This window comes from Sphingopyxis selenitireducens (assembly GCF_051550705.1).
GTDB lineage: Bacteria > Pseudomonadota > Alphaproteobacteria > Sphingomonadales > Sphingomonadaceae > Sphingopyxis.
In genome coordinates this window covers 739,418-758,776 of record NZ_JBPULG010000001.1, presented here as the reverse complement: position 1 = coordinate 758,776, position 19,359 = coordinate 739,418, and the positions used below count along the sequence as shown (strand labels likewise).

General features: G+C 66.8%; 14 protein-coding genes. 9 read left to right on the top strand and 5 right to left on the bottom strand.

The features are described from left to right. Positions 1-119 precede the first annotated feature (119 nt). Positions 120-602, bottom strand: a complete 483-nt coding sequence (locus tag ACSYDV_RS03500) for a peroxiredoxin (RefSeq protein ID WP_438322349.1) — start codon at positions 600-602, stop codon at positions 120-122. 131 nt (positions 603-733) lie between these two features. Here ACSYDV_RS03500 and ACSYDV_RS03495 point away from each other — a divergent pair, with 131 nt between their 5' ends. Beyond that, positions 734-1,300 (top strand): YqgE/AlgH family protein, encoded by a 567-nt coding sequence (locus ACSYDV_RS03495; protein ID WP_438322348.1) that lies wholly within the window; start codon positions 734-736, stop codon positions 1,298-1,300. A 101-nt stretch (positions 1,301-1,401) separates the two neighbouring features. On the opposite strand, the gene ACSYDV_RS03490 is transcribed toward ACSYDV_RS03495, so the two are convergent. Beyond that, entirely contained in the window at positions 1,402-1,800 is a 399-nt protein-coding gene (locus ACSYDV_RS03490) for a hypothetical protein (protein ID WP_438322347.1), read from the bottom strand. Positions 1,801-2,182: 382 nt separating this feature from the next. Between ACSYDV_RS03490 and ahcY the strand changes: the two genes are divergently transcribed. From ahcY to trxA, 8 genes are all read left to right on the top strand, one after another. Continuing rightward, the gene (ahcY, locus tag ACSYDV_RS03485) at positions 2,183-3,589 is read left to right on the top strand and encodes an adenosylhomocysteinase (protein ID WP_438322346.1); all 1,407 of its coding nucleotides are present in this window, start codon (positions 2,183-2,185) and stop codon (positions 3,587-3,589) included. A 181-nt stretch (positions 3,590-3,770) separates the two neighbouring features. Continuing rightward, the gene (locus ACSYDV_RS03480; RefSeq protein ID WP_438322345.1) at positions 3,771-6,134 is read left to right on the top strand and encodes a PAS domain-containing sensor histidine kinase; all 2,364 of its coding nucleotides are present in this window, start codon (positions 3,771-3,773) and stop codon (positions 6,132-6,134) included. Beyond that, a complete protein-coding gene (tsaE, locus tag ACSYDV_RS03475; RefSeq protein WP_438322344.1) occupies positions 6,131-6,580 on the top strand; it encodes a tRNA (adenosine(37)-N6)-threonylcarbamoyltransferase complex ATPase subunit type 1 TsaE in 450 nt (149 codons plus the stop codon). The genes ACSYDV_RS03480 and tsaE overlap by 4 nt, the downstream gene beginning before the upstream one ends. Continuing rightward, on the top strand, positions 6,580-7,563 hold the full coding sequence (locus tag ACSYDV_RS03470; RefSeq protein ID WP_438322832.1) for an aminoglycoside phosphotransferase family protein: 984 nt from the start codon (positions 6,580-6,582) through the stop codon (positions 7,561-7,563). The genes tsaE and ACSYDV_RS03470 overlap by 1 nt, the downstream gene beginning before the upstream one ends. Continuing rightward, a complete protein-coding gene (locus ACSYDV_RS03465; RefSeq protein WP_438322343.1) occupies positions 7,560-8,279 on the top strand; it encodes a nucleotidyltransferase family protein in 720 nt (239 codons plus the stop codon). The genes ACSYDV_RS03470 and ACSYDV_RS03465 overlap by 4 nt, the downstream gene beginning before the upstream one ends. Before the next feature lie 186 nt (positions 8,280-8,465). Then, complete coding sequence (gene addB, locus ACSYDV_RS03460) at positions 8,466-11,459, top strand: double-strand break repair protein AddB (RefSeq protein ID WP_438322342.1); 2,994 nt, start codon at positions 8,466-8,468, stop codon at positions 11,457-11,459. Next, positions 11,456-14,962, top strand: a complete 3,507-nt coding sequence (gene addA / locus ACSYDV_RS03455; protein WP_438322341.1) for a double-strand break repair helicase AddA — start codon at positions 11,456-11,458, stop codon at positions 14,960-14,962. The genes addB and addA overlap by 4 nt, the downstream gene beginning before the upstream one ends. A 36-nt stretch (positions 14,963-14,998) precedes the next feature. After that, positions 14,999-15,319 (top strand): thioredoxin TrxA, encoded by a 321-nt coding sequence (gene trxA / locus ACSYDV_RS03450; RefSeq protein ID WP_088472922.1) that lies wholly within the window; start codon positions 14,999-15,001, stop codon positions 15,317-15,319. Positions 15,320-15,380: 61 nt separating this feature from the next. On the opposite strand, the gene ACSYDV_RS03445 is transcribed toward trxA, so the two are convergent. The 3 genes from ACSYDV_RS03445 to ACSYDV_RS03435 all read right to left on the bottom strand — a co-directional run bounded on the left by ACSYDV_RS03445 (position 15,381) and on the right by ACSYDV_RS03435 (position 19,324). Further along, the gene (locus ACSYDV_RS03445; protein ID WP_438322340.1) at positions 15,381-16,394 is read right to left on the bottom strand and encodes a LacI family DNA-binding transcriptional regulator; all 1,014 of its coding nucleotides are present in this window, start codon (positions 16,392-16,394) and stop codon (positions 15,381-15,383) included. Positions 16,395-16,495: 101 nt separating this feature from the next. Continuing rightward, complete coding sequence (argJ, locus tag ACSYDV_RS03440; RefSeq protein ID WP_438322339.1) at positions 16,496-17,725, bottom strand: bifunctional glutamate N-acetyltransferase/amino-acid acetyltransferase ArgJ; 1,230 nt, start codon at positions 17,723-17,725, stop codon at positions 16,496-16,498. Between the two features lie 165 nt (positions 17,726-17,890). Beyond that, a complete protein-coding gene (locus ACSYDV_RS03435) occupies positions 17,891-19,324 on the bottom strand; it encodes an aldehyde dehydrogenase family protein (RefSeq protein ID WP_438322338.1) in 1,434 nt (477 codons plus the stop codon). Between the last annotated feature and the right edge of the window lie 35 nt (positions 19,325-19,359).

Below are 19,359 nucleotides of genomic sequence, written 5' to 3'. Positions count from 1 at the left end.
CATGCCGGGCTTGATCCGGCATCCATGCGGATATGGCGATCTGGCGCTATGGACCCCGGATCACGTCCGGGGTGACGAAGTAAGGAGGGGCGGCTCCGTTCGCAGCCGCCCCATCTTTCTTACAGCTGTTCGAGCATATGGTCCGCGCTCGACACCTTGAATTCGCCGGGGGCTTCGACGTTGAGCTGTTCGACGACGCCGTCGTTGACGATCATCGAGAAACGCTGGCCGCGCTGGCCCATGCCGAACGCCTTGCCGTCCATGGTCAGGCCGACCGCCTGCGCGAAATCGCCATTGCCGTCGGCGAGCATCGTAACCGCGTCACCGGCGTTGGCATTCTTGCCCCAAGCGCCCATCACAAACGCGTCGTTGACCGCGGTGCAGACGATTTCGTCGACGCCCTTGGCCTTCAGTTCGGCGGCCTTGCCGACGAAGCCCGGAAGATGCTTGGCCGAGCAGGTCGGGGTGAAGGCGCCGGGAACCGAGAAGAGCGCAACCTTGCGGCCCTTGAAATAATCGGCGGTGCTGACCTGTTCGGGGCCGTTTTCGGTGACCTTCACCAGCTTGGTTTCGGGCAGCTTGTCTCCGGTCTGGATCGTCATCGTCGGCATCCTTTTGTTGAGGGGATTGGTGTCGCGGCAGACATTTGGGTGGGGCGACGCCGGAGTCAAGCGGGGGCGAGAAATTGATCGAAATGCTGGACCCGCAAGCCATGCGGGGGCATGGTGGTTCCATGGATAAGGCGCCCCCATGGTTCACCGGGCAATTGCTGCTCGCGCTACCCGGAATAGGAGATCCCCGTTTCGAACATGCGGTGGTCGCGATGATCAGCCATGATGAGGAGGGCGCGATGGGGATCGGCATTGCCGATCCGATCCAGGGCATGACCGTCGGGGCCGTGCTGGACCAGCTGGACATCGCGCATGACGACGATCCGCTCGATCAGCCGGTGTTTCTGGGCGGGCCGGTGGAGCCGTCGCGCGGCTTCGTGCTGCACAGCCGCGACTGGGGCGGCGACAATGCGGTGCAGGTGTCGGGGCGCTGGATGGTGTCGAGTTCGCACGATATCTTGCGTGCGATTGCCGAAGGGCGCGGGCCTTCGCGCTGGCTGGTCGCGCTTGGCTATGCTGGCTGGTCGCCGGGGCAGCTGGAGGGCGAACTGGTCCACCACGGCTGGCACGTCACCCCGGGCAGCGATGCCTTGTTGTTCGACACGCCGCCCGCCGAACGCTGGCAGGCGGCGTTTGCCGAAGCGGGAGTGGACGCCCGCTTGCTGACAACCAAGGGCGGCGAAGCTTAGCGTCGCCGTCGCCCCCGCGTAGGCGGGGGCCGCTGTCGGTTTACGCAGCGATGCTGGATCAGGTTTCCGGCGGCCCCTGCCTTCGCAGGGGCGACGTTTTGTTAGCGCGCGAGCGCGAGCAGCGGACGGCCTTGCGACAGATTGGCCAGCGCGGTGCGCGCGGCCCAGCGCGAGTCCATATAGCGTCCGCTGGCGAGTTCGAGATCATAGCGGATCGGGCTGGAAATCGCCGCGTCATAGGCGGCGGCGGCATCGGCGCTGCGGCCGAGGCGGGCATATGCCGTGCCAAGATTGATCAGCCGCGACGGGTCGCGTGCGTCGAGGCTGGTTTCGCCGGTGAGCTTGGCGATCGCGGCCTGATTGTCGCCGGCCTTCAGTTCGCCATAGGCGACTGGCAGGACCGAATCATCGGCCTGCGGCGCGGTCACGACAACGATCGATTGCGCCATGGCGGGGCCTGCGAAGGCGAGGGCGGCGGCGGTTAGCAATATTTTTTTCATTTAGGTATCTCCCCGAAAACTTGGGCTGATTTTCACCCTCTTCAACAAAAAAGTCAATCTTTTCGGGGGTTTGTAACATAGTTGTCACAATATGCGATTATGCTTCACGCAAGGCGCATTATAAGTCTGAATTTTCAGAATCTTGGCGATTGTGACATTCGGCTGCGCCATGACCGTCGCGATTGTCACAATTGCGCTCGCGGAAAAATAATTTGCGCGCCCGCATGGTTGTGCGGTGGGTGATTCGCGTCCGCTCAGCGGTGCTGGACTTGCGATATAAAGAAAAGTTTATATTTGATCCGAAGCGCCGTTTCGGCTAGGGCGCGCAACATAATTTCGTGGCCGCTCGCCTGCGGCCGAACTCGTCTACAGGAGACTAACCGTGGCCACTCTCGCCGCCGACGCCCGTGATTATGTGATTGCCGACATCGCGCTTGCCGATTTCGGGCGCAAGGAAATCCATATCGCCGAAACCGAAATGCCAGGCCTGATGGCGCTCCGCACCGAATTTGGCGCGTCGCAGCCGCTGAAGGGCGCGCGCATCACTGGTTCGCTGCACATGACGATCCAGACCGCTGTGCTGATCGAAACGCTCGTCGCGCTGGGCGCCGAAGTTCGCTGGGCGACCTGCAACATCTTCTCGACCCAGGATCATGCCGCTGCGGCGATCGCCGCGCAGGGCATTCCCGTATTTGCGGTGAAGGGCGAAAGCCTTGCCGATTATTGGGACTATGTCGGCCGCATCTTCGCCTGGGGCGACACGGTTTCGAACATCATCCTCGACGATGGCGGCGACGCCACCATGTTCGCGCTGTGGGGCGCGAAGATCGAGGCCGGCGCGACGCTGCCGGCCCCCGAGAATGAAGAAGAAGTCGAATTCCAGCGCGCGCTGAAGGCGTTCGTCGCGGAAAACCCCGGCTATCTGACCAAGACCGTCAAGGCGCTGAAGGGCGTGTCGGAAGAAACGACGACCGGCGTTCACCGCCTGTATGAAATCGCCAAGAAGGGCGAGCTGCCCTTCCCCGCGATCAACGTCAACGACAGCGTCACCAAGTCGAAGTTCGACAATCTTTATGGCTGCAAGGAATCGCTGGTCGACGCGATCCGCCGCGCCACCGACGTGATGCTGGCCGGCAAGGTCGCTGCGGTCGCCGGTTTCGGCGACGTCGGCAAGGGGTCGGCCCAGTCGCTCCGCAACGGCGGCGCCCGCGTGCTCGTCACCGAAATCGATCCGATCTGCGCCTTGCAGGCCGCGATGGAGGGCTTTGAAGTCGTGACGATGGACGAAGCCGTCCAGCGCGCCGACATTTTCTGCACCGCGACCGGCAACGCCGACGTCATCACCGCCGAACATATGGCGGCGATGAAGCCGATGGCGATCGTCTGCAACATCGGCCACTTCGACAGCGAGATCCAGATTGCGGCGCTCGCCAATTACAAGTGGACCGAAGTCAAGCCCGGCACCGACCTCGTCGAATTCCCCGATGGCAAACAGATCATCGTGCTGGCGAAGGGCCGCCTCGTGAACCTCGGCTGCGCCACGGGCCACCCGTCGTTCGTGATGTCGTCGAGCTTCACCAATCAGGTGCTGGCGCAGATCGAGCTGTTCACCAAGGGCGAGAATTACGGCAACGACGTTTACGTCCTGCCCAAGCATCTCGACGAGAAGGTCGCTGCGCTGCACCTTGAAAAGTTGGGCGTGAAGCTGTCGAAGCTGACCCAGAAGCAGGCCGACTATATCGGCGTGCCGGTCGAAGGGCCGTTCAAGCCCGAACATTACCGCTACTGATCGTTGATCCGCCATCCCGGCGTGTGGCCGGGATGGCGGTGTTTCAGGGGCGTGCGCGCCCACCGGACGACGCTGCGCGGTAATCCGCGATGACGCGCGATTGAAACATCCCGGCATCGCCGGTAGGGCTGGCGGTCATGCGAGCAGGGCCGACACCGGATATATCAGGAAAAATTGCGGGATGAGCGATGCGCTGTCCCCGACAAGCTTGTTTGCGATCGGCCTGTTTGCCGCGCTGTGGCTGCTCGCCGGACTGTGGGCGGTCGGACGCGGCATCGCGATGCAGCGCCGTTCGGCCTTTGTTTCCGGGCAAAGTGAGCGGCTCGCCAGCCTGGTCGAAGCATCGCCGCAATTGCCGGTGATCGTCCGCGGCGACTGGCGGATCGAGGCGGGCGAGCGGCTGGGGCGCTGGCTGGGGCTTGAGCGCGGCCCGCGCAATTTTGATGAGCTGCGCGGAATCGACGCCGGCTTCGACCCGGCGGGGCACGAGGCGCTGCGTCAGGCGATCATCGGCGCGCAGCGCGGTGCGAAGCCCTTCACCCTCAGCATTCGGCCGCAAGGCAGCGCGCGCACCATCGTCATCCACGGCGCCGCCGCGCCGCAGGCGGTGGGCGGGGCGGGCAGCGTATTGCTGTGGCTGAGCGACGCGACCGATGGCCAGCAGGCGCTGGCGCGGGCGCAGGGCGAGCGCGACGAAGCGATGGCGGCGTTCGAGGCGCTGTCGGGCCTGATCGAAGCTGCGCCCTATCCGATGTGGTTCCGCGATACCGGCTTGCAGCTCGCGCTGGTCAACGGCGCCTATGTCCGCGCGGTCGAGGCGGCGAACGCGGCGGCGGTGATCGGCGAGGGCATTGAACTGTGCGAACCGATCGCGGGGATCAGCGCCGCCGAGGCTGCCGAGCAGGCGCGGATCGATGGCGCCGCGCAAACGCGAACCATTCCGGTCACGATCGAGGGTGAGCGACGGATCATGCGCGTCGTCGATATCCCGCTCGCCCCCGAAGGCGGCCGGACGATCGGGATCGCGGGCTATGCGATCGACATTCAGGAGCTGGAGAGCGAGCGCGGTGCGCACCGCCGTTTTGCCGACACCCAGCGCGATCTGCTCGACCGTCTTTCGGCGGCAGTCGCGCAATTCGGACCCGATCAGGGGCTGGACTTCGCCAATCAGCCCTTCCGCCGGCTGTTCGCGCTCGATGTCGATGTCATCGCCGAGGCACCGCCCTTTGCGCGCCTGCTCGACGCATGGCGCGAGGGCGGCCGGACCCCCGAAGTGCGCGACTATCCGATGTGGCGGCAGGCGCATGTCGACTGGTTCGCGCGCACCGACGCGGCCGAGGAAGACTGGCTGCTGCGCGACGGGACGCATTTGCGCGTCGTTGCCCAGCCGACGCCCGATGGCGGCTTGCTGCTGATTGCCGAGGATCGCACCGAACAGGTTCAGCTCGCCTCGACGCGCGATACGCTGCTGCGCGTGCGTACCGCGACCTTTGACAATCTGTTCGAGGCGATCGCCGTGTTCGCGCCCGACGGACGGCTGCATCTGTGGAACCAGCGTTTCCGCCGCCTGTGGGGCGTCGACGAAGGGACATTGGCGGCGCATCCGCGCGTCGATGTGCTGATGGGCGGGCTCGCCGACCGGCTGGCCAAGCCGAACCAGATCAGCATCGTCCAGGAAGTCATCCGCGCCGCGACGCTCGAGCGCACCCAGCGCGTGGGCGAGGTGCGTTTCGCCGACGGGCGCCATTTCGATTTTGCGTCGATCCCGCTGCCCGACGGCAATGCGCTGCTGATCATGCTCGACGTCAGCGACAGCCGGCGGATGGAAAGCGCGCTGCGCGAACGCAATGAGGCGCTGGAGGCGGCCGACAAGGTCAAGACAGCCTTCCTGTCGCGGATGAGCTATGAACTGCGCACCCCGCTGACGTCGATCGGCGGGTTCGGTGAGATGTTGCAGGCGGGCTATGTCGGCAAGCTCGCCGATCAGCAGCAGGCCTATGTCGACGCGATCATGGATTCGGTCGGAGTGCTCGGGCGCCAGATCGACAATGTCCTCGACCTTGCGCAGGGCGAGGCGGGAATGCTGGCGATCGAGCGCGCGCCCGTCGATGTCTGGAAATTGCTCGATATGGCCCTGACCGAAGCGAAGCCGCTCGCCAATGGGGAGAAGATCGAGCTGGTCGGCAACCTGTCGGGCGAGCTTGGGAGCATCGAGGGCGATGCGCCGCGGCTGTCGCGGCTTGTCGCCGGGCTGCTCGACAATGCGATCCGCTTTACCGCGCCGACCCGGCGCAGCGGCGGGCGCGTGCTGCTCCATGCCGAAGGCGATGCAAAGCGCGTCGAGATCGTCGTGTCCGACAATGGCCCCGGTATGCCCGAAGCGGTTGCGGCAGTGACCCAGGGGCAACAGGCGGGAACCTCTTCGGGAGGCATCGGGCTTGCGCTCGCGCGCCAACTCGTCGCGGCACATGGCGGGACGATGGAAGTGATGAGCGAAAAGGGGCAGGGCACGATGGTGCGGGTCAGCCTGCCGCGCGGCGTATGACGATCTTCACGCTGGATTACACATTGAACGACGCCGAACGGATCGGCGCGGCGATTGGCGCCGTCTTGCGTCCGGGCGACGTCGTCGCGCTGTCGGGCGATCTCGGCGCCGGCAAGACGACGCTGGCGCGCGCGATGCTGAAGGCGCGCGGGCTGGCGGGCGAGGCGCCGAGCCCGACCTTTGCGATCGTCCAGCCTTATGCCCCGCCCGAGGTCGAAATGCCGATCGCGCATGTCGATCTGTACCGCATCGAGGATGCGGACGAGCTGATCGAACTCGGCCTCGACGATTATCTGTACGACGGCGCGCTGTTGATCGAATGGCCCGAACGGCTGGGCGATGGCGGCTGGCCCGGCACGCTGACGCTTGCGATTTCGGGCGACGGCGACGCCCGCGTCTTGACAGCATCGCTGCCGCCCGCTTGGGAAGCGCGATGGCCGCTTTGATGATTCCGCCCGCCCATGCGCCCGCCTTCCTTGCTGCGCATGGCTGGGGCGATGCGCAGATTTTGCCGCTTGCCGGGGATGCTTCCTTTCGCCGCTATTTCCGGGTCGTCGATGGCGACCGGCGCGCGGTGCTGATGGATGCGCCGCCGCCGCACGAAGACCCGCGCCCCTTCATCGCGGTTGCCGAATGGCTGGGCGAAAGCGGGCTCAATGCGCCGACGATCCTCGCGCGCGATCTGGTGCAGGGGCTGCTGCTGATCGAGGATTTCGGCGACGTCCGGCTGCGTGAGACGGTCGAAGAAAACCCGCACACCGAAACCGACCATTATTCCGGCGTGACCGATTTGCTCGTCCACCTCCATGCACGGCCGCCGATGGCCGGGCTGCCGGTGCACGGCATCGATCAATGGCTGGATGAGGTGATGCTGTTCACCGACTGGTATTGTCCGGCGCTGGGGCTGGAGGTCGACCGCGATGCGTTTCGTGCGGCGTGGGCCGCGGTGCTCGGGCCGGTCGAAGCCGATGGTCTGGCGCGCGTGACCGTGCTTCGCGACTATCATGCCGAAAATATCATGCTGGTCGCCGGGCAGCAGGGGATCGCCCATTATGGCCTCCTCGATTTTCAGGACGCGCTGGTCGGCCACCCCGCCTATGATCTCGCTTCGGTGCTCGAAGATGCGCGGCGCGATGTAAGCCCCGCGGTCGAGGCGGCGATGCTCGCGCGCTATACGCAAGCGACGGGGCGCGACATCGAAGCGGCCTATTGGGCGCTCGCGGCGCAGCGCAACACGCGCATTCTGGGCGTCTTCGTCCGGCTGTGGAAGCGCGACGACAAGCCGCATTACAAGTCGTTTCAGCCGCGCATGTGGGGGCTGCTCGAACGCGATCTCGCGCATCCCGCGCTGGCGCCGGTGCGGGCGTGGTTTGATACCTATGTTCCCGCCGGCAAGCGCGCGGCGGCATGGGAAGCAGCGGGGGCATGAGCGTGAAAATCGAAAGCGCGATGGTGATGGCGGCTGGGCTCGGCAAGCGGATGCGTCCGCTGACCGCGACCCGGCCCAAACCGCTGGTGCGCGTCGCGGGCAAGCCGCTGATCGACCACAGCCTCGACCGGCTCGCGGCGGCGGGGGTCGGCCATGTCGTGGTCAATGTCCATTATCTCGCCGACGCTTTGGAAGCGCATCTGGCTGGTCAGAAATGGCCGTTCAGCATCGCGATTTCCGATGAGCGGGCGCAATTGCTGGAAACCGGCGGCGGGATGGTAAAGGCGTTGCCGCAGCTCACCGGCGACCCGATTTTGATCGTCAACAGCGACAATATCTGGACCGACGGTCCGCAGGACAGCATCCAGCATCTCGCGCGCCATTGGGACGGCGACCGCATGGATGCGTTGCTGCTGGTGATCCGTCAGGCGAGCGCCACCGGGCATGGCGGCAACGGCGATTTCCATATGGACCCCAATGGGCAATTGTCGCGCCGTAAGCCGGGACGTGTTGCACCCTTCGTCTACACCGGCATCCAGCTGATCTCGCCGCGCCTGCTCGACGGCGCGCCCGAGGGTGCGTTTTCGACCAATATCTTGTGGGATCGCGCGATAGCGGCGGGGCGGCTTTACGGCGTGTCGCACATGGGACAATGGTTCGATGTCGGCACCCCGGCGGCGATTGCGCCGACCGAGGCGGCGTTGAGCGAGGTTTAATCTCCATATCCTCCCCGTGACGCAGCCATGGGGAGGTGGCAGCGCGAAGCGCTCACGGAGGGGCAATTGCGCTACCGTTGCACGGCCCTTCCACCATCCGCTTCGCGGACGGCCCCCCTCCCCAACGCTGCGCGACAGGGAGGATCGGCTTGCGTATCTCTGCCTCGCTCTAGATAGACAGAGATGATGACCAAACGCCCCACCGTTCATTCCATCCCCGTTCAGCGGGCCTTTGCCGATGCGCTCGCCGCCGGGCTGATCGCGCGCTTTGCCGATGGCGCCCTGGGCCTCGCCGATGGGATGATCCTGCTCCCCAGCAACCGCGCGCGCAGCGCGGTGCAGGCGGCGTTTGTGCGCGCGGGGGGCGACGGCTTGCTGATGCCGCGCCTCGCGGTGATCGGCGATGCCGATCTGGATGAGAATGTCGCGCTGGCGCTCGATGCGATCGACGCCGCCGAACCCATCCCGCCCGCGATCGACGCGCTGCGCCGTCGTCTGACGCTGGCGGAGTTGATCGAGCGTCATAATCCGCCGGGTGAGGCTGCAATCACCGGCGCGGCGGCGTTTCAGCTGGCTGATGGATTGGGGCGGGTCATCGATCAGCTTCATTATGAAGAGGTGACGGCGAAGGCGCTGGTCGACCTCGACCTCGGCGAATTTGCCAGTCATTGGCAGGCGTCGCTCGTCCGGTTGCGATTGCTCGTCGATCATTGGCCGGAACTGCTAGCGAAAGCCCGGATGATCGATCGCGCCGACCGCCGCAACCGTCTGCTCGACCGGGTGAGCGCGGGCTGGCGAAGCGCGCCGCCGCCGCACTTCCTCGTCGCGGCGGGGATCACCACTGCGGCGCCGGCGATCGCGCGGCTGCTGCGCACCGTTGCCGATTGCCCGCGCGGGATGGTCGTGCTGCCCGGGCTCGACCTCGATATGGCCGAGCCCGAGTGGGAGGCGCTGGGGCCGATCGAGCGCGATCCGACAGCGCCGCAGGCGCGGCCGCTGGAGACGCATCCGCAATATCATCTGAAATTGCTGCTCGGCCGGATGGGCGTCGGGCGCGCCGAAGTGGGCGATTGGGAGGCGGCTTCGCCGTTCGATGGGCCCGACGCGCGCGCGCCCTTCCTCTCGTTGCTCTTTGCTCCCGCCGCTTACACGGCGCGCTGGCAGGCGGCGGGCGACGTGAGCGCAGGCGTTGCGGGCATCCGCAGCGCGGTCTTCGCCGATGACGGGCAGGAGGCGCAGGGGATCGCGCTGATGATGCGCGCTGCGCTCGAAAAACCGGGTGAGACGGCTGCGCTTGTTACCCCCGACCGGGTGCTGGCCGAACGCGTCGCGGCGGCGCTTGCGCGCTGGGACATAGCGGTCGACGACAGCGCGGGGCAGGCGCTGGCGCAATCGCCGCCGGGCGCGCTGCTGCTGTTGCTCGCCGAACTGGCGGGGCAATTCGATCCCGTGCGACTGATCGCGCTGCTCGGCCACCCGCTGGTGCGCAAGGGCGAGGCGCGGCTGGCCTGGCTCGATCAGGTGCGGCGGCTCGATCTGGTACTGCGCGAGCCCGGGCTGACGCCCGGATGGGCCGGGGTGAGCGCGCGCATCGCGATGCTTGCCGCCGATCCTGACCTCCGCCGCCATAGCGAAGCGCGCGCGATTGCCGATTGGTGGTTCGACATGGCGGCGGCGCTGGAAGCCGCGCTGGCGCCCTTTGCCGCCCCGGCACCGCCCGCGACGCTGCTCGCATCGCTTGAGGCGGGGCTGGGCTGGCTGACCGGCGAGGCGGTGTGGACCGGCGCAGCGGGACGCGCGCTGGCTGAATTGTTCGACCGCTGGACGCTCGCCGATGGTGCGGGCCCGGCGCTCGTCGCGCCCACCGAATTTCCAGCGATGCTCGCCGACCTGCTTGGCGGGGAAAGCGTGCGGCCGCCCTATGGCAAGCATCCGCGGCTGTTCATCTGGGGCCTGCTCGAGGCGCGGTTGCAGCGCGCCGATCATATGATCCTCGGCGGGCTCAACGAAGGCCGCTGGCCGCAGCAGCAGGCGCCCGACCCGTGGCTGGCGCCCGGCATCCGCCGCATGCTCGGCCTCGCGGCGCCCGAGCGGCAGCAGGGAATGGCGGCGCATGATTTCGCCGGGGCGCTCGCGGGGCGCAACATCGTCGTCACCCGCGCGGAGCGGAGCGGCGGCGATCCGGTGGTCGCGTCGCGCTTCTGGCTGCGGCTGACCGCGCTTGCGGGCGAGCTGCCCGAAGCGATGCTGGATGGCGCCAGCGTGGCCGCGCTTGCGGCGGCGCTCGACGTGCAGCCGGGGGGCCATGCGCCCGCCAACAGGCCGCAGCCATGCCCGCCCGCAGCGGCGCGGCCGGACAGCATCAGCGTCACCGGCGTCGATCAGCTCGCGCGCGATCCCTATGCCTTTTACGCCGCGAAGATTTTGCGGCTGTCCGAACTCGATCCGTTGGCGAGCGGTCCCGACGCCAAATGGTTCGGGACGCGGGTGCATAAATTGCTCGAGGATTGGCAGGCGGCGGGATTGACCCCGGCGGCGTTGGAGAGCGAACTCGCGGCGCTCGCCGGCGATCCCGCGCTCGATGCGCTTGCGCGCGCCTTCTGGTTGCCGCGCATCGTGCCGTCGCTGCGCTGGGCGGCGGAGACGGTGTGGCAGGCGCGCGACGAGCGCTGGCCGGTGGCGAGCGAAGTGCGCGGCGAAATGCTGGTGGGCGGGATCAGGCTGCACGGCAAGGCCGACCGCATCGACCAGCTGTCCGACGGCAGCCTTGCGATCGTCGATTACAAGAGCGGCGCGGCGCCGAGCGGCAATGCCGCCGCCGAAGGGCTCGACAATCAGCTCGGCCTGCTCGGCCTGCTCGCGGCAGCGGGTGCGGCCGAGGATGTCGATCGCGCCGACGTCGCCGGACTTGAATATTGGAGCCTCAAGCGCGACCGGGCCAAGGGCGTGGGCGGCAAGATTTCGCCGACGCATGGCGGACGCCGCAAGCTCAAGACGGTCGAGGAAGCGATCGACCGCGCCGCCGAAGCGCTTGCCGACCTGACCGCGCGCTTCCTGCTCGGCGGTGAGGCCTTTGTTCCGGGCGATGCGGGCCGGCGCTACACCGACTTCGACCATCTGATGCGCCGCGACGAATGGTTCGGAAGCGGTGATGGAAACGATAACGGCAAAACAACATGACCCACCCCGACAAATTGCTCAAGCGGCTCGACGAGGGCCAGCAGGCGGCGGCGCGGCCCGACGATCATGTCTGGCTCGGTGCGTCGGCGGGGACGGGCAAGACGCAGGTGTTGTCGGCACGCGTGCTGCGGCTGATGTTGGATGGTGTGTCGCCTGAGGCTATCCTGTGCATCACCTTTACGAAGGCGGGGGCGTCCGAAATGGGGCATCGTATCCATGAGCGTCTCGCGCTGTGGGTGCGGATGGACGATGGCGATTTGCGGCTGGACCTGCAGGCGCTGGGGGCCGACTGGCAGACGCCCGCGATCCTCGACCGTGCGCGGTCGCTGTTCGCGACGGTGATCGATAGCCCGGGCGGCGCGATCCGGGTGCAGACGATCCACAGTTTCTGCCAGACCCTGCTCGCGAGTTTCCCGCTGGAGGCGAAAATCCTGCCGGGTTTCCGCGCGCTGGAGGACAGCGAGGCGGGGGCGTTGCAGCGCGAGGTGCTGGGCACGCTGCTGAGCCAGGCGGGTGACGATGGCGATGCGATGCGCGACGTCGCGGCGATGCTGGCGCTGCGCATCGGGCAGGACGCGGCGCTGGCGTTTCTGCACCGCTGCGCGAGCGCCTTTGCGGCGCCCGATGCGCCGCGACTTGCGCCGAAGCGGCACGATGTGCGCGCGGCGCTTGGCTTGCCCGAAGGCGATGCGGCGGCGTGGCTGGAGGGCGAGCTGGCGCGCGGAGCAATCGCTACGGCGGATATCGGCGCGGTCGCGGTGAGCGGGCGCGCGTGGGGGACCAAGACCGGCGAAGCGCGCGCCGATATCATGGCCGAATGGCTTGGCGCCGCGCCTGCCGTACAGGGCGTGTTGCTCGCGGCGTTGCGCGGCTGCTTCGTCACCGGGACGGGCGACATGCGCGCCGACTTCGTCAAAGAGACGGGCAAGATGCACGGCTGTCTGGCCGCCGCCGAACGGATTGTCGCGGTTGCCGACGAACTGACCGCAACCGCCGCCGCGATGCGCGTCGCCGACGATCTGGTGGCGGCATGGGATTTGGGGAGCCGCTTTGCCGAAGCCTATGCGCTGGCGAAGCGTGAGCGCGGGCTTGCCGATTTCGACGATCTGATCAGCATCGCGGGAACGCTGCTGCGCGTCGGCGATTTCGGCGAATGGGTGCGCTTCAAACTCGACCAGCGCACGGACCATATATTGGTCGACGAGGCGCAGGACACCAATACGAGGCAATGGGCGATCGTCGCCGCACTCGCCGGTGAGTTTTTCGCCGGGCAGGGCGCCAAGGACGACCGCAACCGCACGATGTTCACCGTCGGCGACCGCAAGCAGGCGATCTTCGGCTTTCAGGGCACCGAACCCGCGGCGTTCGAGGCCGCGCGCATCCGCTTTGGCGAGAAGGCGCGGGCAGGCGAGCGCCCGTTCGAGGAAGTCGACCTGGTCACCAATTACCGGTCGAGCCCCGCCGTGCTTGACGTTGTCGATGCGTGGATCGAAGGGGGCGCGGCCGAACTGATGGGGCTCGCCTCCGACGAGCCGCCGCATCTGCCGTTCAAGAGCGAGCATCCGGGTCGCGTCGAGCTGTGGCAACCGCTGCCCGTCGGAAAGGCGATCGGCGGCGGAGCCGAGGAGGAAGACGAGGCGGGCGAGGATGAGGGCGAGAGTGGACCAGGCGAGCCGCTGGCCGCTGCGAGCGATCCCGCGAGCCTTCGCCTGTCGCGCGCAATTGCCGATGAGGTGAAGGACTGGATCGCGAACGGCAAGGATGGGCGCAGCGTCGCGCCGGGCGACATCATGATCCTCGTCCGCCGCCGCCGCGATCTTGCGGCGCGAATCGTCGCGCGGCTGCAATCGCTGCATGTCCCGGTCGCCGGGGTCGATCGCTTTGCGCTGACCCAGCCGCTGGGGGTGCAGGATCTGCTGGCGGCGATGCGCTTTGCAGTTCAACCGCTCGATGATCTGAATCTTGCCGCGTTGCTCGTGTCGCCGCTGATCGGGTGGAGCCAGGACGATCTGTTCCGCATCGCCCATGGCCGCAAGGCGAAGTCGCTGTGGCAGAATCTGCGTGACCGCGAAGAGGAGGTGCCGGCGGAAACGATGGCCGCCCTGCGCAGCCTGCTGGCGATGGCTGATTTCACCACCCCCTTTCGTTTCCTCGAAACCATCCTGTCAGGGCCGATCGGCGGGCGCCGCAAGCTGATGGCGCGGCTGGGAAAGGAAGCGCGCGACCCGATCGATGAACTGCTCAATCAGGCGCTGAGCTTCGAGCGGCTGGAAACCGCGTCGCTGCTGGGTTTCCTGACCCGCATCGCGGCGAGCACTGCGGACATCAAGCGCCAAACCGAGGCGCGCAGCGACGTCGTGCGAGTGATGACGGTGCACGGGTCAAAGGGGTTGCAGGCGCCGATCGTCATCCTCGCCGACGCGACCGACGATCCGAAACCGCGCCAGACCAAATTCGATCTGTCGCTGGCGGGCTGGGACAAATTGCCGGTGTTCGGGCTGGGCAAGGACGAGCGGCACGGCCGGATTGCCGAAGCGCATGACGCCAAGGCGCGCGCCGAGATCGAGGAGCATTGGCGGCTGCTTTACGTCGCGATGACGCGCGCCGAGGAGCTGCTGGTTGTCACCGGGATCACCAAGGCCGAGGATCTGAGCGTAGCGGAAGGCAGCTGGCATGGTGCGGTCGATGCGGTGATGGCCGATATGGGCTGCGACTGGCAGGACGCCGGGCCGACATGGGGGACCAAGCGCGTTCACGCGGTCAATGCGAAGAAATGGGCGCGGGCATCGGAGCGCAAGGCCGTGGCGGCAGCGCCGCCGCTGGTGATAGCCGACTGGGCGACAAAGCCCGCCCCCGAAGAAGCGCGCCCGCCGCGCCCGCTGGCGCCGTCGGCACTGGGTGAGGATGATGTCGCGACCCCGCCGCAGGGCCGCAACCGCGTGGCGGCGGTGGCGCGTGGATTGCTGCTTCACGCGTTGTTCGAGCGACTACCGCCCGTCGCGGCGGAAAAGCGGGAGGCGGCGGCGCTGCGCTGGCTGGCGGCGCAGGCGCCCGAGCTGGACGCTGCGGCGCGGGCGGCGATGGTCGGTGAAGTGCTGGCGGTGCTGGATGACCCGGCCCACGCAGCCTTGTTCGGCCCCGGATCACTCGCCGAAGTGCCCTTGTCGGCGGTGGTCGGCGACGGCGTCGTCGTTGCGGGGATTGTCGACCGGCTCTGTGTCACCGACGACGCCGTGACGGTGATCGATTACAAGACCGGGCGGCATGTCCCCGCCAGCGCCGCCGAGGTCGCGCCCGCTTATCTGCGCCAGATGGCGGCGTATCGCGATGCGCTAGGGGTAATTTTTCCGCAAAAGCGGGTCGAGGCGGCGCTGCTCTATACGGCGGGACCGAAATTGATCGCGCTGGATGCGGCGGTCCTGGCGGCGCACAAGCCCGGCTTGGTGGCGGCGAAGGCGAATTTGGCGGCCTCGGCCCTTGAGCCGGAGGCACCGACGCCTTAGTTTGGGTGCCAACAGGATATTCTCAGGAGACAGATTATGGGTACCAAGGCGATCAGCGACGACAGCTTTCAGGCCGATGTGCTCGACAGCGACACCCCCGTTCTCGTCGATTTCTGGGCCGAATGGTGCGGTCCGTGCAAGATGATCGGCCCGTCGCTCGAAGAAATCGCCGACGAACTCGGAGAGAAAGTGGTGATCGCCAAGCTGAACATCGACGATCATCCGAACGCCCCCGCCAAATATGGCGTGCGCGGCATCCCGACGATGATCCTGTTCAAAAATGGCGAAGTCGCGGACACCAAGGTCGGAGCGGCGCCGAAGAGCGCGCTCAAGGGCTGGCTGGAAGGCGCGCTTTAAGAATGATCCTGCCCCCGCTTCGGCGGGGGCATGTCCTCCGGCGAGCATCCATGAACTGAGTTCAGCTGTTTCGGGGCGGGCCGGTGGAGCCCCGCACCACCAGTTCGGACGCACTGGTAGCATGATGGGATTGGACCAGCTGATCCCCGGCCGTGCGCAGCCGGTCCATGAACCAGAGGGCGCAATGGGTTGCCAGCGACTGAATGGGTGGACGGATCACCGTAAGCGGCGGCTGCCACCATAGGCTCCAACTGGGATCGCCGAAGCCGATGACCGACATCTGCGTGGGGATATCGACCCCGGCCCGGCGGAGGGACGCGATGATTCCCATGGTGACATGGGCGGACCCTGACAGGATCGCGGTGGGACGATCGGGCAGCGCCATGACGTCATCGACTGCCCGTTCACCCCAGCTTGCGGTCGGCTTGTCGAGAAGGGCGGTGAGCATCGACAAGGGAACATCGCGCTTGCGATAAGCCTCGTGGACGCCTTCGAGCCGTCGGCGCCCGGTCGATAGGCGTTCGGAACCGGCGACATAGGCGATCCGGCGATGTCCCAGGTCGAGCAAATGGCCGACGGCGCGTTCCATCGCATCATCGTCGTCGATTCCGAACCAGAGATCGTCGGGACCATCGGCGTACCTAAGCAATTGCACATGCGGCACCTGACGAAGCAGCGTGACGCTCTCGCTCTTCAGGCCAGCGCTTGGCACCAGGATGATCCCGGCAACCCGCGCGCCGACGAAGTCGCGGATATGGCGCGTCTCGGTTTCGGGATCGTCGCCTGTGATCGATAGCGCGATGCGATAGCCTTCGCGGTCGCAACTCTCCGAAAGAGCCTGTGCGATCGATGCGAAGAAATCATTCCGAATGTCGGGAAGGATCAGCCCGATGAGGTTGCTCGACCCCCCGCGCATCATCCGCGCGGGCAGGTTTTCGACATAGCCAAGCTCTTCTGCCGCGATGCGCACGGCGCGCTTGGTCTTTTCGCTGATGCGCGGGTCCCCCGACAGGGCGCGTCCGATTGTGGAGATCGAAAAGCCGAGCTTGATCGCGATATCTTTGGTCGTCACCATGGCCGGCATATTCTTGTCCCCGCATGCATGACGAACCGGCCTGCGGGCTTCAGCCGCCGGGCCCGATCCGTCCTGTCGATGGCTGTCGCGGCGTCACAAATTCAGCTCCGGTAATCGGCGTTGATGCTGATGTAGCCGTGGGTCAGGTCGCAGGTCCAGACTGTGGCGCGGCCTTCGCCCAGCCCGAGATCGGCGCCGACGCGGATTTCGAAGCCTTTGAGGTGCGCGGCGACCGGCGTCTCGTCATAGCCGTCGACCGGCAGTCCATCCTTTGCCACCCAATGATCGCCGAAACGGATCGCAAGGCGGTCGCGGTCGGCGGGTTCGCCGGCCTTGCCCACCGCCATCACGACGCGGCCCCAGTTCGCATCCTCGCCCGCGATCGCGGTTTTCACCAGCGGCGAATTGGCGATGGCGAGCGCGACGCGCTTCGCGCTGTCGTCGCTGACCGCGCCGCTCACCTGGATTTCGATGAATTTCGATGCGCCTTCGCCGTCGCGCACGACTTGCTGCGCGAGGTCGAGCGAGACGGCGCGGATCGCGGCGTAAAGCGCGTCGGCGCCGGGGTCGTCGCGGGTGGTGAGGGGGGCGCCTCCCGCCTGACCCGTCGCGAACAGCAGCACGGTGTCGCTGGTCGAGGTGTCGCTGTCGACGGTGATGGCGTTGAAGCTGCCGCCTGTCGCCTCGCTCAGCATCTCCTGCAGCAGCGCGGGGGCGACCGCGGCGTCGGTGAAGATATAGCCGAGCATCGTCGCCATGTCGGGGGCGATCATCCCCGATCCTTTGACGATCCCCGCAACCTGCACGGTCCGGTCGCCGACGATCGCGCTGGCGGCCGAGCCTTTGGCGAAGGTGTCGGTGGTGCAGATGGTTTCGGCGGCGGCTTCCCACGAGCAGGACGGCGCGGTGAGCGCGGCGGCGACCCCGGCGCGAGCCTTGTCCTTGGGCAGCGGTACGCCGATGACGCCGGTCGAGCTGACGAAAACTTCGCCGGGCTCGCAGCCGAGATGATCGGCGACCTGCGCCATAATCTGTTCGACCGCTTCGCGGCCGCGATAGCCGGTGAAGGCGTTGCTGTTGCCGGCGTTGACGATCAGCGCGCGGCCGACGCCGCCCTTCACCTGCTCTCGGCCGAGTTCAACCTCGGACGAGCAGCAGATGTTGCGCGTGAATACGCCCGCGGCGGTCGTGCCCGGCGACAGCTCGATATAGGTGAGGTCGCAGCGGTCCCAATTTTTGTACTGCGCGCGCGCGACGCGGCGTGTCACCCCGGCGATGTCGGGGAGGGCGGGAAAGCTTTCGGGCGCGAGCGGGGAGCGGGTCATGGTCATGATGCGCTGCGCATAGCGGGTGTTGGCACAACGCAAAACCCCTCCCGTAAACGGGAGGGGCAGCGAGACTTGCGAACTTGTTCGTTAGTCGCAGCGGGGTGGGCAATGGCGACGTCGCTGGCCCACCCCCGACCCCTCCCGCAGGCGGGAGGGGAGTTTGTCGGCTTACGCCGGGATGCCGCTGATAGATTTCACTTCCATGAAATCCTTGAGCCCGAGCAGGCCGCCTTCGCGGCCGTTGCCCGACGCCTTGTAGCCGCCGAAGGCTGCGCCCGGGCCGGGCCCCCATGCGTTGACCGCGACCATGCCGGCGCGCAGTTTCGGCGCGATGGCGGCGGCCTTGGCGGGGTCGCCCGAGATGACCGCCGACAGGCCATATTCGGTGTCGTTGGCGATATCGACCGCCTCGTCGAGGTCTTCATAAGCCATGACGGTTGCGACGGGGCCGAAGATTTCCTCATTGGCGATCCGCATGTTGCGGGTGACGCCCGAGAAGACCGTCGGCTTGATGTAATAGCCGCGGTTGACGTTCGACGGCAGGCCGGTGCCGCCGGTTTCGAGCGTCGCGCCCTCGTCGATCGCCGACTGGATCAGGCCCTGAATCTTGTCGAACTGCGCCTTGTTCACGACCGGGCCGATATGGCCGCCTTCGGCCATCGGGTCGCCGACCTGCGTTCCGTCGAACATCGCCTTGATGACGCCGACGGCTTCGGCTGCGCGATCCTTCTGGACGAGGATGCGGGTGGGGGCGATGCAGCTTTGGCCGGTGTTGACGAGCACGCCCTGCACCGTCGGGGGCAGCACGGCGGCGAAATCAGCGTCGGGCAGGACGACGTTCGGCGACTTGCCGCCGAGTTCCTGATGGACGCGCTTGACCGTGTCGGCAGCTGCCTTGGCGACCATGATCCCGGCGCGGGTCGATCCGGTGAAGCTCACCATTTCGATGCCGGGGTGCGACGAGATGGCGTTGCCGACGGTCGGGCCGTCGCCCTGAACGAGGTTGAACACGCCCGGGGGTACGCCCGCGGCGTCGAGGATTTCGGCGAAGATCGTGGCGTTGCCGGGGCATTCTTCCGACGGCTTCAGGATCATCGTGTTGCCGGCGGCGAGCGCGGGGGCGACCTTGAGCGCGATCTGGTTGAGCGGCCAGTTCCACGGGGTGATCATGCCGACGACGCCGATCGGTTCATAGGCGAGAACGCCTGCAGCATATTTTTCGGTGAAGGAGAAATCCTGCAGCGCCGCAATGGTGCCGAGGAAGCCGCCGATGCCGGCGCCGACCTGTGCGGTTCCGGCGAAGCTGACGGGGGCGCCCATTTCGGCCGCCATCGACTTGGCGAGGTCGGCACCGCGCTTTTTATACTCCTCGACGATGCGGTTCAGCAGCGCGAGGCGTTCTTCGCGGCTCGTCTGCGAGAAGGTCTTGAAGGCCTTCTTCGCGGCGGCGACGGCGTCGTCGACGTCGGCGGCGGTGCCGAGGACGATCGTCGAAGCCGCTTCTTCGGTCGCGGGGTTGATGACGTCGTGCGCCTTGCCGCCCTTGCTGTCGACCCATTGGCCGCCGATGTAATTTTGTTTCAGATGCTGTTCGGTGCTCATCATTCTTCTCCCATCGGCGGTGGATTCCGTCTCGG

Bases quoted from the DNA above. Each gene is read 5' to 3' on its own strand.
- ACSYDV_RS03500 (WP_438322349.1), bottom strand. From the start codon at position 602: ATGACGATCCAGACCGGAGACAAGCTGCCCGAAACCAAGCTGGTGAAG.
- ACSYDV_RS03495 (WP_438322348.1), top strand. From the start codon at position 734: ATGGATAAGGCGCCCCCATGGTTCACCGGGCAATTGCTGCTCGCGCTA.
- ACSYDV_RS03490 (WP_438322347.1), bottom strand. From the start codon at position 1,800: ATGAAAAAAATATTGCTAACCGCCGCCGCCCTCGCCTTCGCAGGCCCC.
- ACSYDV_RS03480 (WP_438322345.1), top strand. From the start codon at position 3,771: ATGAGCGATGCGCTGTCCCCGACAAGCTTGTTTGCGATCGGCCTGTTT.
- tsaE (WP_438322344.1), top strand. From the start codon at position 6,131: ATGACGATCTTCACGCTGGATTACACATTGAACGACGCCGAACGGATC.
- ACSYDV_RS03470 (WP_438322832.1), top strand. From the start codon at position 6,580: ATGATTCCGCCCGCCCATGCGCCCGCCTTCCTTGCTGCGCATGGCTGG.
- ACSYDV_RS03465 (WP_438322343.1), top strand. From the start codon at position 7,560: ATGAGCGTGAAAATCGAAAGCGCGATGGTGATGGCGGCTGGGCTCGGC.
- addB (WP_438322342.1), top strand. From the start codon at position 8,466: ATGACCAAACGCCCCACCGTTCATTCCATCCCCGTTCAGCGGGCCTTT.
- addA (WP_438322341.1), top strand. From the start codon at position 11,456: ATGACCCACCCCGACAAATTGCTCAAGCGGCTCGACGAGGGCCAGCAG.
- trxA (WP_088472922.1), top strand. From the start codon at position 14,999: ATGGGTACCAAGGCGATCAGCGACGACAGCTTTCAGGCCGATGTGCTC.
- ACSYDV_RS03445 (WP_438322340.1), bottom strand. From the start codon at position 16,394: ATGGTGACGACCAAAGATATCGCGATCAAGCTCGGCTTTTCGATCTCC.
- argJ (WP_438322339.1), bottom strand. From the start codon at position 17,725: ATGACCATGACCCGCTCCCCGCTCGCGCCCGAAAGCTTTCCCGCCCTC.
- ACSYDV_RS03435 (WP_438322338.1), bottom strand. From the start codon at position 19,324: ATGAGCACCGAACAGCATCTGAAACAAAATTACATCGGCGGCCAATGG.